12 protein-coding genes are annotated in these 12,477 nt (G+C 70.5%); 10 read left to right on the forward strand and 2 right to left on the reverse strand.

The window, feature by feature from the left end:
• The 8 genes from AXK60_RS11380 to AXK60_RS11415 all read left to right on the forward strand — a co-directional run bounded on the left by AXK60_RS11380 (nt 1) and on the right by AXK60_RS11415 (nt 8,397).
• Complete coding sequence (locus AXK60_RS11380; RefSeq protein WP_068571234.1) at nt 1-1,005, forward strand: MlaD family protein; 1,005 nt, start codon at nt 1-3, stop codon at nt 1,003-1,005.
• Nucleotides 1,002-1,994 carry an MlaD family protein gene (locus AXK60_RS11385; RefSeq protein WP_068571235.1) on the forward strand — a complete coding sequence of 331 codons (993 nt, stop codon included), beginning with the start codon at nt 1,002-1,004 and terminating at the stop codon, nt 1,992-1,994. Before AXK60_RS11380 ends, AXK60_RS11385 begins: the two co-directional genes overlap by 4 nt.
• Complete coding sequence (locus AXK60_RS11390; protein WP_068571236.1) at nt 1,994-3,079, forward strand: MlaD family protein; 1,086 nt, start codon at nt 1,994-1,996, stop codon at nt 3,077-3,079. Before AXK60_RS11385 ends, AXK60_RS11390 begins: the two co-directional genes overlap by 1 nt.
• Nucleotides 3,079-4,104 (forward strand): MlaD family protein, encoded by a 1,026-nt coding sequence (locus tag AXK60_RS11395; RefSeq protein WP_068571237.1) that lies wholly within the window; start codon nt 3,079-3,081, stop codon nt 4,102-4,104. The genes AXK60_RS11390 and AXK60_RS11395 overlap by 1 nt, the downstream gene beginning before the upstream one ends.
• Complete coding sequence (locus AXK60_RS11400) at nt 4,101-5,159, forward strand: MlaD family protein (RefSeq protein WP_068571238.1); 1,059 nt, start codon at nt 4,101-4,103, stop codon at nt 5,157-5,159. The genes AXK60_RS11395 and AXK60_RS11400 overlap by 4 nt, the downstream gene beginning before the upstream one ends.
• A gap of 27 nt (nt 5,160-5,186) precedes the next feature.
• Nucleotides 5,187-7,277 carry an acyl-CoA dehydrogenase family protein gene (locus tag AXK60_RS11405; RefSeq protein ID WP_068571239.1) on the forward strand — a complete coding sequence of 697 codons (2,091 nt, stop codon included), beginning with the start codon at nt 5,187-5,189 and terminating at the stop codon, nt 7,275-7,277.
• Nucleotides 7,278-7,399: 122 nt separating this feature from the next.
• A complete protein-coding gene (locus AXK60_RS11410; RefSeq protein WP_068571240.1) occupies nt 7,400-8,185 on the forward strand; it encodes a 2-keto-4-pentenoate hydratase in 786 nt (261 codons plus the stop codon).
• Nucleotides 8,186-8,208: 23 nt separating this feature from the next.
• A complete protein-coding gene (locus AXK60_RS11415; RefSeq protein WP_068571241.1) occupies nt 8,209-8,397 on the forward strand; it encodes a ferredoxin in 189 nt (62 codons plus the stop codon).
• Between the two features lie 111 nt (nt 8,398-8,508).
• Here AXK60_RS11415 and dmpG read toward each other — a convergent pair whose 3' ends face one another.
• Together dmpG and AXK60_RS11425 are read right to left on the reverse strand one after the other, a co-directional pair.
• The gene (gene dmpG / locus AXK60_RS11420) at nt 8,509-9,558 is read right to left on the reverse strand and encodes a 4-hydroxy-2-oxovalerate aldolase (protein ID WP_068571242.1); all 1,050 of its coding nucleotides are present in this window, start codon (nt 9,556-9,558) and stop codon (nt 8,509-8,511) included.
• A complete protein-coding gene (locus tag AXK60_RS11425) occupies nt 9,555-10,469 on the reverse strand; it encodes an acetaldehyde dehydrogenase (acetylating) (RefSeq protein WP_068571508.1) in 915 nt (304 codons plus the stop codon). The genes dmpG and AXK60_RS11425 overlap by 4 nt, the downstream gene beginning before the upstream one ends.
• Before the next feature lie 207 nt (nt 10,470-10,676).
• Here AXK60_RS11425 and AXK60_RS11430 point away from each other — a divergent pair, with 207 nt between their 5' ends.
• Both AXK60_RS11430 and AXK60_RS11435 read left to right on the forward strand, forming a co-directional pair.
• A complete protein-coding gene (locus tag AXK60_RS11430; protein ID WP_068571509.1) occupies nt 10,677-11,906 on the forward strand; it encodes a cytochrome P450 in 1,230 nt (409 codons plus the stop codon).
• Nucleotides 11,903-12,475 carry a TetR/AcrR family transcriptional regulator gene (locus AXK60_RS11435; RefSeq protein ID WP_068571243.1) on the forward strand — a complete coding sequence of 191 codons (573 nt, stop codon included), beginning with the start codon at nt 11,903-11,905 and terminating at the stop codon, nt 12,473-12,475. Before AXK60_RS11430 ends, AXK60_RS11435 begins: the two co-directional genes overlap by 4 nt.
• The last annotated feature ends 2 nt before the right edge of the window (nt 12,476-12,477 follow it).

Genomic DNA, 12,477 nt, shown 5'->3' on the forward strand with positions numbered 1-12,477 from the left:
ATGCGCGCGAAGAACACACGCGCCGCCGTCACCCTGGCCATCGCGCTCGTCGTCACGCTGGTCATCGCCGCGGGCATCTTCGCCGCGCTGCGCAACCCGGCGGGCGGCGAGACCCGCGGCTACGAGGCGCATCTGTCCGATGCGTCGGGCCTGCGCGTGGGCAGCGACGTGCGGCTGCGCGGCGTGCTCATCGGCAAGGTCACCTCCGTCGACGTCCGCAGCACGGCCGACGGGAACGGCAACGAGGCGGTGGTCGGCTTCTCGGCGCAGAAGGACCACCCCGTCACCTCGACCACTCGGGTCGCGGTCAAGTACCGCAACCTCACCGGCGAGCGGTTCATCGAGGTCCAGCCCGGCTCCTCCGCCGGCGGCGTGCCCACCTCGACGATCCCGATGGGCCGCACCACCCCGTCGTTCGACATCACGACCCTGTTCAACGGTCTCGCGCCCGTGCTGCGCACGCTGAGCCCCGAGGACGTCAACGATCTCACCCGCAACCTGCTCGGACTGCTGCAGGGCGACGACACCACCGCGGCGCAGACCTTCGGGGCGATCGACAAGATCACCGCGAACCTGGCCGACCGGCAGACCGTGATCAAGACCCTCGTCGACAACGTCACCCGGGTCGCGAACATGATCAACGACTACTCACCGCAGGTCGTGGAGTTCATCGTCAACTTCGACCTACTGCTGACGAAGGTGCTCGAGAACCTCGACGAGTTCCGGCGCACCGCCACGTACGGGCCCGGGTTCGGCGCCGCGACCAACCGGGTGCTCACGGCGCTCGGCCTGTCCAAGGACCTCGATGTGGAGAACCTCGTCCGCACGGCCTTCAAGGATCCGGGCGCGGCCGTCCAGGCCATGGGCAAGCTGCCCGGTCTGTTCACCGGCGTCGCCGCGCTCCTCGGCGCGCCGCCGGCACCGTGCTCGAAGGGCGCGGCGCAACTCCCGAACAAGGTCACCGTGCTGACCGGTGGAACGAATGTGACGGTGTGCCTGAAATGATCTTCACCGGACGTCCGCCCTGGCGCGGACTCATCAACCGCACCACACGGATCGGCGCGATCGCCGTGGCCGTCGCCCTCCTCATCACGGCGGGCCTGGCGTACGTGTACCTGCGCCCGCCGGGGCAGAAGGAACTCACCTTCGTCACCCAGGACGCGGCGCTCATCAAACCCGGTGTCGAGGTGCGCGCCTCGGGCGTGCGCATCGGCTCGATCTCCGCGGTGGAACTGCGCAAGGACGATGTCGAGGTGACGGCGCGCATCGACGACTCCGTGTTCGTGGGCGACCAGACCTCCGTCGCCGTCCGCATGCTCACCGTCGCCGGTGGCTTCTACGTCGCGGTCACCTCCGCGGGCCGGGCGTCCCTGGGCGACAAGCCGATCCCCCGCACCCGGGTGGAGCTGCCGTACAGCATCGGCGACCTCCTGCAGGACACTCCCGAGAAGCTGGTGCCGGTCGACCGGACGCAACTCGCCGCGTCGATCAAGGCGCTGAGCACGGGCCTCGACTCGAACCCGGGATCCGTCGACAACATCGTCAAGGGCGTGAACTCGCTCATCGGGCAGCTCACCGACCAGCGCGACCAGGTGGGGCGCATCGTCAACATCAGCACGCAGTACACCACCGATTTCGCCAAGCAGCGCGAGACCATCATGAACATGATCCACAAGGCGTCTCTGGCGATCGTCACGCTCGATCAGACCGCCGCGAACTTCGGCATCGCCTATCAGGGCCTCGCCGGGATGTTCGGCAAGATCAAACCCTTCCTCGACCTGTACTGGAAGTACCGCGACACGCTCGGCGACGCCTTCGCCAAGATGGAGTCCGCGCTGAAGACGACCAACGTGACCATCCCCGCGATGATCGGCGAGCTGCAGAAGGCGATCGACACCATGCAGAAGACCCTGGAGAAGCAGGGCAAGCCCATGTCACCGGACGCGGTGCTGGCCAGCCGCCTCTGCTTCCCGACGGCGACGGTGAGCTGCTGATGCGCCCCGCGAGGATCTCCCTGATCGCGGCGGCCACTGCGCTCGTCGCCGCGACGGTACCCGCTGCGATCGGCACCGCCGCAGCCGCTTCCACCACCCAGTGCGCCTACCTGGCTGACGGCATCGGCCTCTACCCGAACAACGATGTCACCCAGATGGGCGTGAAGATCGGTTCGGTGCGCAAGGTCGAGCCGAACGGCGACGGCGTGAAAGTCACCTTCGACGTTTCCGGCCGCACCCTTCCGGCGACCGTGAAGGCCGTCACCCGCTCCACCTCGATCCTCGCGGACCGGTCGCTCGAGTTGGTCGGCAACTACTCGTCCGGCGCGACGCTCTCGCCCGGAACGTGCATCACCCGGGACCGGACGGCGACACCGAAGTCGATCTCCGAGACCACATCCGCCGCAACGCGGCTGGTCGATTCGGTCACCGAGGGCGGCGCGTCCGCGGACCTCGGCAAGCTCCTCACCCGACTCGACACGGAGGTCGGCCCGTCGGTGCCGCCGCAGGCCGCACGCTCGCTCACCAATCTCTCGACTCTGCTCAGCGATCCGGCCGGCTTCCTCGGCGATGTGACCACCGTGGTGAGCGATATCCGGCCGCTGATGCAGAGCATGGACTCCCAGTGGGGCGAGTTGCTGCTCACCCTGCAGCACGTGGGCAACGTGTTGGACCAGTACGGCAAGGTCACCTTCCCCGCGGTGTCGGAGATCTTCCAGACGCTGCCGGTGTTCTTCCTGGTGGGCGACGATGCGATGCGCCGCTACGGCCACATCCTGCGGCCCGGCGGCACGATGGCCGCCGACGCGGTGCGGCTCGCCGCGACCGGCGTGCGCTCGAACGAGGCGCTCGCCCGGACGCTCCCGGTGTTCGGCTCGCAGATCGCGCCGTACCTGCCCCGCGGCGGCGACGAGGGCCCCGTGACCGTCGCCGGGGTCCCCGTCACCACGGTCGCGACGAGCGATCCGGCGAAGCTCTGCGCGAGCATCAACGCCCAGGCGCCGGGGAGTTGTTCGGTCGTCGCCGGCAAGGCGCAGACCGCCACCGTCAACCTGCTCCAGCTGCCCCTGCAGGGAGGTCGATGATGTTCGGCACTCGGAAGCCCGTCCGCTGGCTCCCCCGGTCCGTCGCCGCAGCGATCGCGCTGACCGCCGGCGTCATGCTCGCCGGATGCACGGTGAGCCCGGCGAACATGGACATGCGCAACCCGATCGGCGACGGCGACCAGTACGACGTGAAGCTGCAGTTCGCGGACGTCCTGAACCTTCCCATCGGTGCGCGGATCTCGCTCGGCGGGCTGACCGTCGGCCGGGTCAAGGCGGTCAACCTCGGTGAGGACGCGGCCACCGTCACCGTCCGCGTGGACAAGTCGGTCGAGCTGCCCTCGGACATCCACGCCTCGGTCCTGCAGGACACCCTGTTGGGTGAGGCCTACGTCCGGCTCGAGGCACCGGAGACGCCGAGCGCCTCCGCCACGCCGCTCCGCGCGGGATCCGTTGTCCCCCTGACGCAGACGAGCCCGCCCCGCTCGGTGGAGAGCACGCTCACCATCCTGGCGGACTACTTCGGCAGCGGCTCGGTGCAGGAGATCAGCCGCACGATCAACCGGCTCAACACCGCGGTGCCCAAGGACCGCCCGCAGTTCGAGCAGCTCTCCGATCAGCTGAGCCGCGACGTCACGGGCATCGGGTCGTCGACCGCCGAGGTCAACCGGCTGCTCGACTCCGCCACGGAGATGGCGGACCGACTGGCCAAGCAGGAGAAGAACTTCAAGGACACGTTGTCGCCCTACCACCTCAAGTACTGGAGCAACCAGGGCAAGCTGATGTCGAACATCGGCGTCCTGCTGCCCGCCGTCGGCGGCATGCTGCAACAGGGCTCGTGGCTGATCCCGCTGATGAACAGTTCGTCGGACCTGTTCGAGCTGCTCACGGCCGACATGGTGTCGCTGGGCACGGCGATTCACGGTGGATCGATCCTGGTGAACAAGAACCTCGTGCCGTTCGTGAACAAGCCCGTCGTCAAGATCGATTCGGTGACCGGCGCGGGCGGGCAGGATCTCTCGCCAGGCACGGTCAAGGTCCTCCGACTGATCGGACAGGCACGATGACCCGTTCCGGAATCGCCTCCACCCTCGGCCTGATCGCGCTCGTCGTCGTGTCGGTGCTCCTCCTGGGACAGCAGGGCGTGCAGTGGCTCTCGCCCTCGGGGCAGCGCACCGCCTACATCCAGCTGACCGACGCCAACGGGCTGCAGGAGGGTTCGCGGGTCCTCGACCGGGGCGTCGAGGTCGGCAAGGTCCGCGCCCTCACGGTCAACGCCGACCGCGTCGAGGTCGAGGTCCGCTACGCCAAGGACACCCGGATCACCTCCGGCGCGAAGGTCCGGGTCCAGAACCTGTCCGGGCTGGGCGAGACCTACCTGACCATCGCCCAGGGCGACGGTGCGCCCGTCCCCGACGGCGCCCGCCTCGAGGGCGTCGTGGACACCGCTGATTCCACCGTCGGCGCGCTGTCGAGTTCGCTGTCGCGCCTGATGAAGCAGCTCGATCCCGCGACGGTGCAGCGTCTCCTCGCACGCGCGGACGAGGCCCTGCCCGCCGGCGAGCAGACCGTGCCCACGATCGACGCCGGCGCACTGCTCACCGCGACGTCGATCCTGCGGCAGCTGCCCGACATCAAGGACCTCATGCAGTCCTTCAACTCGATCACCCCGCGCGCGGGCGACGTCGGCGCGCTGCTGCTGAGCCTGAACCAGCCGCTGCGGACCTTCGGCAAGGGCTACGGCGAGATGGCGCCGTACTCCGTGTCCTACATCAGCCAGGGCGACTATCCGAACGTCATCAAGGACGGCATGCTCGAGCTGTTCAAGATCATCCAGAACTTCGAGGACCGTTCGGCGTCCAGCGTGCAGTACCTGTCCGACCTGATGCTCCCGTCGGTGCGCGCCATCGCCGAGCCCCTCTCGACCATCAACGGCGGGCAGCTGCTCGACACCGCGCTCTCGTCCGTTCGCGGCCGCACCGGGGCCGTCACGCTGCGGATGGCACCGTCGGGCGCCCCCGCGGGCGCGACGGCCGCCAAGCCCTCCGGCGCACCGTCGAGCGCCGCGCCGGCGACCTCCGGGGCCGCCGCACCGTCCAGTACCCCTGCCAAGCCCCGCTGACGCGGGACCAAGGAGAACCCGGAGACCATGGCCCTCGCGCTCACCGATGTCCAACTCGCCCTAGCTGATTCGATCCGCGACTGGGCGGACCGCGCACACCCCGTCGATGCCGTCCGTTCGGGCGACCCCGGGGCCGTGGAGAAGGCGTGGCGCGGTCTGGCCGACATCGGGGTCTTCGGCATCACGCTGAGCGAGGACCTGGGCGGGTTCGGCGGGACCGCCGACGACGCGGCCGCCGCTGTCGAGGCCGCCACCGCCGTCCTCGCTCCCGGGCCGGTCGCGGGCACCGTCGCGGTCGGGGTCCTGCTGGAACGTCACCTGCGCGGGACGGACCGGCTCGCGGGTGTGCGGGCCGAACTCGCCGCGGGTGAGGCTCGTGCGGCGCTCGTCGTCGACGGTGACGGCTCGCTCGCCCCGGACGCCACCCCGGGTTCGCATCTCCTCGTCGCTTCTCCCGAGGGCACGTGGCACCTGCTGCCACCCGGGCACCCCGGGGTCGTCGTGGAAACCGTTGCCGGGCTCGATACCTCGCGACCGCTCGCGCGGATCCACCTGGAGGACCCCGCCTTCGGCGACGACACCCTGGTCCCCGGCGTCACCTCGGACGACGCCCGCGCGGCGCTCGCCGCGTTCGCCGCCGCGGAGGCCGCGGGCGTCGCCGCCTGGGCGCTGCGCACGGCGGCCGAGTACGCCAAGGTCCGCGTGCAGTTCGGCAAGCCGATCGGCTCCTTCCAGGCGATCAAACAGATCGCGGCCGACATGCTCTGCCGCTCAGAACAATCCGCCGCGCTGGCGTGGGACGCGGCGCGATCCCTCGGCGCGGGCCCCGAGCACCTGCTCGCCGCCGCTGTCGCCGCCGCGGGGGCCCTCGACGCCGCGGTCGAGAACGCCAAGGACGCGATCCAGGTGCTCGGCGGCATCGGCTTCACCTTCGAGCACGACGCCCACCTGTACCTGCGTCGCGCGACCGCGCTCCGGGCGCTGCTGGGCGATTCGCCGCGCTGGCGCACGCGCGCCGCGGAACTCGCCCGCTCGGGCGTGCGCCGAGGGCTCGACTACGAGGTGGACGGCGATCACGCCGGCGCCGCCGCGGAGGTCGCGGCGATCGCGGAACTGCCGGCGGGCGAGCAACGGCGCGCGCTGGCGGAGTCCGGACTGCTGGTGCCGCACTGGGATCCGCCCTACGGCCGCGGCGCGGGCCCCGCCGAGCAGATCGTGTTGGACGGCGCGCTCGAGGCGGCCGGGATCGAACGGCCGACGCTCGTGATCGGCGCGTGGGCCGCTCCCACCGTCCTCGAACACGGCACCCCAGAGCAGGCGGAGCGTTTCGTGTGGCCGACCCTACTCGGCGAGATCAGTTGGTGCCAGCTGTTCAGCGAGCCCGAGGCGGGTTCCGATCTGGCGTCACTGCGTACGAAGGCGACGCGGGTCGAGGGCGGCTGGTCGCTGACGGGCCAGAAGGTGTGGACCTCGCTCGCGCACGAGGCGGACTGGGCGATCTGCCTGGCCCGCACCGACCCCGACGCGCCGAAGCACAAGGGCATCACCTACTTCCTCGTCGACATGCTGTCCGACGGCCTGGACGTGCGGCCGCTCCGGGAGATCACCGGCGACGTCCGGTTCAACGAGGTCTTCCTCGAGGACGTCTTCGTCCCCGACGACTGCGTCGTGGGCCCGGTGAACGGCGGCTGGCGGCTCGCCCGCACGACCCTCGCCAACGAGCGGGTCGCGATGAGCGGCTCGGGACTGGGCGCCCGCCTCGAGGCGCTCATCGCCGAACCGGGCGCGGACGCCGACCTCGGCGAGCTCGGCGCGCTGATCACCGAAGCGGCCTCCTGTTCGCTCCTCGACCTGCGGGCCGTCATCGCCAGCGTCGGCGGCCAGGACCCCGGCGCCGCGTCCAGCGTCCGCAAGCTGGTGGGCGTGCGGCACCGTCAGGCGGTCGCCGAGGCCTGCCTGCGCAGTCTCGGTCCCGACGGTGCCGTGGCCGGCCCCGACGACCCCGCCGACGTGCGGTACGAGTTCCTGCTCACCCGCTGCCTGTCCATCGCGGGCGGCACCGAGCAGATCCTGCGCAATGTCGCGGCGGAGCAGTTGCTGGGCCTCCCCCGCTCCTGATCCGAACTCAACAGCGTCAGCCCAGAGGCCGTCCTGCGGAAACGCCTGCATCGAGTGCTTGCTACCCGCGAGTAACCCGCGGTTCCGCACCGCCCGACTGAAACCTGTTCTAGTATTCGATCATGGACGATTCCGCCATCTCCGCCGCTGCCGACGCGCTGCTCGGCGCCTACGCGGCGCGCACCCCGATCGACCCGATCATCAGCCGCTTCCCCGAGGCCACGATCACCGACGCCTACCGCATCCAGCAGGAGCAGGTGCGCCGCTGGGAAGCCGACGGCGACCTGGTGAAGGGCCACAAGGTCGGGCTCGCATCGCTCGCGATGCAGCGCCAGATGAACGTCTACGAACCCGATTTCGGGCACCTCACGGCGTCGATGTTCCACCTCGAGCAGATGCCCATCGACACCTCGGCGTGGATGCAGCCCCGCATCGAGCCCGAGATCGCCTTCGTCCTCGGCCGCGAGCTCAGCGGTCCGGGTGTCACGGTCGCCGATGCGATCCGCGCGGTCGATTTCGTGGTGCCCGCGCTCGAAGTGGTCGATTCGCGCATCACGGACTGGAACATCTCGATCGTCGACACGGTCGCCGACAACGCCTCCTCGGGTGGCGTGATCCTCGGCAGTCGCCCTACCCGCCTGCACGACGTCGACCTGCGCACCGTCGGGTGCACGTTCCGGATCAGCGGCGAGCAGGTGGGCACGGGCGCCGGCGGCGCCGTCCTGGGCTCGCCCATCAACGCGCTCGTCTGGCTCGCCAACACCGTCGGACCGCTCGGCACCGTCCTGCAGCCCGGCCACGTCGTGCTGCCCGGCTCGATGACCCGGGCCGAGCCCGTCCGCGCCGGCGATGTCGTCGTCGCCGACATGGGCCCGCTCGGGTCCGTGACCGCAGTCCTGGCCCCCTGACCACCACGAAACGGAGAATCACCATGAAGATCACCATCGGCGAGGCGTGCACCGGATTCGGCGTCTGCGAGGGAATCCGGCCCGATGTCTTCGAGGTCAACGACGAGGGCTTCGCCGAGGCCACCGACGAGGGCCTCACGGACGCCGACCGCGAGGACATCGAGTACGCGGTGAGTCAGTGCCCCACGCAGGCCATCACCGTCGAGTACTGACACCCCTCCGACCGAACAGCAGTGGAGCCCTGACCCTTCGGCGAAAGGTCGGGGCTCCACTGCTGTCGCGTCACGGGAGGGGGCCCGACGGTACGCCGCCGGGCCCACCCGTCAGGCCTGCTGCGCGGCCGCCATCTCGACGGCGATCGCGATGATCATGTCCTCCTGGCCGCCGACGTAGCCGCGGCGCCCGCACTCGTAGAGGATCTCGTACGCGGGTACCCCGTAGCGCTCCTGCGCCCGCTCCGCGTGCAGCAGGAAGCTGGAGTACACGCCCGCGGCGCCCTGGACGATCGAGCTGCGGTCCATCACCGGCAGACGCGTGATGTACGGCTTGACCACAACCTCCGCGGCGGCCATGAGCGCGTCCTTGTCGGTGCCCGTGCGGATGCCGAGCTTCTCGAAGGTGGCCGAGAGCACCTCGGTCGGCGAGTTGCCCGCGCCCGCACCGAGTGCCAGCAGCGAGCCGTCGATCCACGTCGCGCCGGCCCGGTGGGCGATCACCGAGTTCGCCACGCCGAAGCTGAGGTTCTGGTGGCCGTGGTAGCCGACCTGGGCGTCGTCGCCGAGCTCCGCGACCAGCGCCTCGACCCGCTCGCCCGCGTCCTCGAGGATGAGGGCACCCGCCGAATCGACGACGTACACGCACTGGCACCCCGCGTCGGCCATGATGCGCGCCTGCTTCGCCAGCGCCTCGGGCGTGGACATGTGCGAGAGCATGAGGAATCCCGCCGTCTCCAGACCGAGTTCCCGTGCGGCGCCGAAGTGCTGGATGGAGACGTCCGCCTCCGTGCAGTGAGTGGCGATGCGCAGCGCGCCCGCCCCGAGATCCGCCGCGATGCGGATGTCCTCGACGGTGCCGAGGCCGGGCAGCATGAGCACGGCGATCTTCGCCTGCTGCGCCTCGTCGACGGCGGCGGCGATCAGCTTGCGCTCGTCGACCAGGGAGAAGCCGTAGTTGAAGGTGCTGCCGCCCAGACCGTCCCCGTGGGTCACCTCGATGAGCGAGACCCCCGCATCGTCGAGGGCGCGCACGGTGTCACGGACGTTCTTCTCGGTGAACTGGTGCGCCATCGCGTGGCTGCCGTCACGCAGGGAGGTGTCGACGATGCGGACGTCCCGGTTCGGTTCGCTCCACAGGTTTCCGTTGATGCCGCTCATACCTTCACTCCTGCCAGGATGCGCTGCGCCAGCAGCTCGCCGGCGCGCGCGGCGGCGGCGGTCATGATGTCCAGGTTGCCCGCGTAGGTGGGCAGGTAGTCGCCGTTGCCGGCCACTTCGAGGAACACGGCGACGCGCGCCTTGCCCTCCCAGCCCGGCCGGGGCTCGTCGAACTGCGGGGGCGCCTTGAGCGTGTAGCCGGGAACGTACTGCTGCACGTCCGCCACCATCTGCTCGATGGACGCGGTGATCGCGTCCCGGTCGGCGTCGGGGTCGATGGCACAGAAGACGGTGTCCCGCATGATCATCGGCGGCTCGACCGGGTTGATGATGATGATCGCCTTGCCCTTGACTGCGCCGCCGACCTCCTCGATGGCGCGGGCGGTGGTCTCGGTGAACTCGTCGATGTTCGCGCGGGTTCCGGGGCCCGCCGAACGCGACGACACCGACGCCACGATCTCCGCATAGCTGACCGGCGTGACCCGGCTGACCGCGTGCACCATCGGGATGGTCGCCTGGCCGCCGCAGGTGATCATGTTGACGTTCGGGGCGTCGAGCTGCGCCTCGAGGTTCACCACGGGGCAGGCCAGGGGGCCGACCGCGGCGGGCGTCAGGTCGACGGCGACGATGCCCGCCTCGGCGTACCGGGGCGCGTTCGCACGGTGCGCCTTCGCGGACGTCGCCTCGAAGACGATCCGCGGCGGCTCGGGCCGGCTCAGGAGCCAGTCCACACCCTCCGCCGAGGTCTCCAGCCCGAGGTCGGCCGCGCGCTTGAGCCCGTCCGATTCGGGGTCGACGCCCACCATGTAGCGCACGTCGACGTGCTCGCTCCGCCGCAGCTTGGCCAGCAGATCCGTGCCTATGTTTCCGGGGCCGACAATCGCAGCAGTGACCTTGCCGTGTTCCGTCATCGACATCCCTCGTTCCCCGTTGCGACGATGGCCGCCGTTACCTTCTGAGTCATGTCTCACAGCGTCGACCACCGACGCCCACCGGTCCACGTTCGCGTTCCGCTGAGCGGGACGGCACCGCGGATTGGCCGACTCTTGACGATTGACGGAACTCGTTCTACTTTCGATACATATCATCGGTTTCGTCTCACATCATCCGGAGTGCCCATGACGACCGCACCGACCTTCGCCCCGTTCTCCGCCGAGACCTGGGCGGATCCGTTCGCGCTGTACCGGGACCTCCGCGCGTCCGGCGCGGTCCACCGAGCGGAGCCGCTGGACGGCGAAGATCTCGAGTACTACGTCCTCCCCCGGCACGCGGACGTGTGGCACGTGGTCCGCTCCCCCGAGGAATTCTCCTCCGCGCAGGGCCTGACGCTCCACTACGGCGAGCTCGAGAAGATCGGCCTGCAGGAGAATCCGCCGATGGTCATGCAGGATCCGCCGGTGCACACCGACTTCCGCCGCCTCGTGGCGCGCGGCTTCACGCCGCGACAGGTGTCCGCGATCGAGCCGGACGTGCGCGCCTTCGTCGTCGAGCGGATCGAGCGGCTGCGCGAGCAGGGCGGCGGCGACATCGTCGCGGAGCTGTTCAAGCCCCTGCCGTCCATGGTCGTCGCGCACTACCTCGGCGTGCCGCCGGCGGACCGCGGGAAGTTCGACGTGTGGACCGAGAGCATCGTCGCCGCCAACTCGGGCGGCGGCGACCTCGCATCCGTGGTGGCCTCCGCGGCCGATGCCGTCGGCGAGCTCATGGGCTACTTCGCCGCCCTCATCGAGCGGCGGCGCACCGAGCCGGAGGACGACGTGGTCTCGCACCTCGTGGCCGCGGGCATCGGTGCCGACGGCGACCCCGCCGGCGTGGTCTCGATCCTCGGATTCACGTTCACGATGGTCGCGGGCGGCAACGACACCACGACGGGGCTGCTCGGCGGCGCGATCCAGCTCCTGCACCAACGTCCTGACCAGCGGCGCCTGCTCCTCGAAGATCCAGGACTGATCCCCGGCGCGGTCGAGGAGTTCCTCCGCCTGACCTCGCCGGTGCAGGGGCTCGGGCGCACCACCACCCGCCCGGTGGAGGTCGACGGGACCGTGATCCCCGCGGACCGTCGGGTCCTGCTGCTCTACGGCTCCGCCAACCGCGACGAGACGGTCTTCGGTGACGACGCCGACACCCTGGACGTCACGCGCAACCCTCGCAACATCCTCACCTTCGCGCAGGGGCCGCACCACTGCCTGGGCGCGGCCGCAGCGCGGATGCAGTCGCGGGTCGCGCTGGAGGAATTGCTCGCCCGCGTTCCGGGGTTCGAGGTCGATCTCGACGGGGTGCGCTGGGCGCCCGGGGCGTACGTGCGGCGCCCCACGACGGTGCCCGTCACCGCGGGCCGGCTGCCGTGACCCGCGCAGCGAACACGAGCTGGTCCGACGCCGCGCGCTCGGGCGCCACCGAGCGGATCCTGGACGCGGCGGCGGGCCTGTTCGCCGAACACGGTGTCGCCGCGGTGGGCATGGACGACATCGCCCGCGCCGCGGGGTGCTCGCGCGCCACGCTCTACCGCTACTTCGCGAACCGCGAGCGCCTGCGTTCCGCCTACGTCCTCCGCGAGATGACCGGGGCCCTCGCCCATCTCGCGGCCCGCGACGGCGCCACGGGCACACCGCCGGAGCGGTTGGTGGGGGTCATCGAGTCCGCGATCGCCTACGTGCGGGAGCGGCCGGCGCTGCTGGCCTGGTTCTCCTCGGAGGACTTCGCCGTCGGCCCCGTCCTCGCCGAGAACGCCGAGGCTCTCGCCACCGCCGCTGCGGGCGCACGCGTCGCGGACGACCTGCCGGAGCTCGCCGATCCCCAGGTCTTCGATTGGGTCGTCCGCGTGATCGTCGGGCTGCTCACGCACCCCGGCGCCGACGCCGGCTACGAGCACGCACTCCTGGTCCGGTTCGTCGGTCCGATCGTCGATCGCCGATAGCG

Source organism: Tsukamurella pseudospumae (genome assembly GCF_001575195.1).
GTDB lineage: Bacteria > Actinomycetota > Actinomycetes > Mycobacteriales > Mycobacteriaceae > Tsukamurella > Tsukamurella pseudospumae.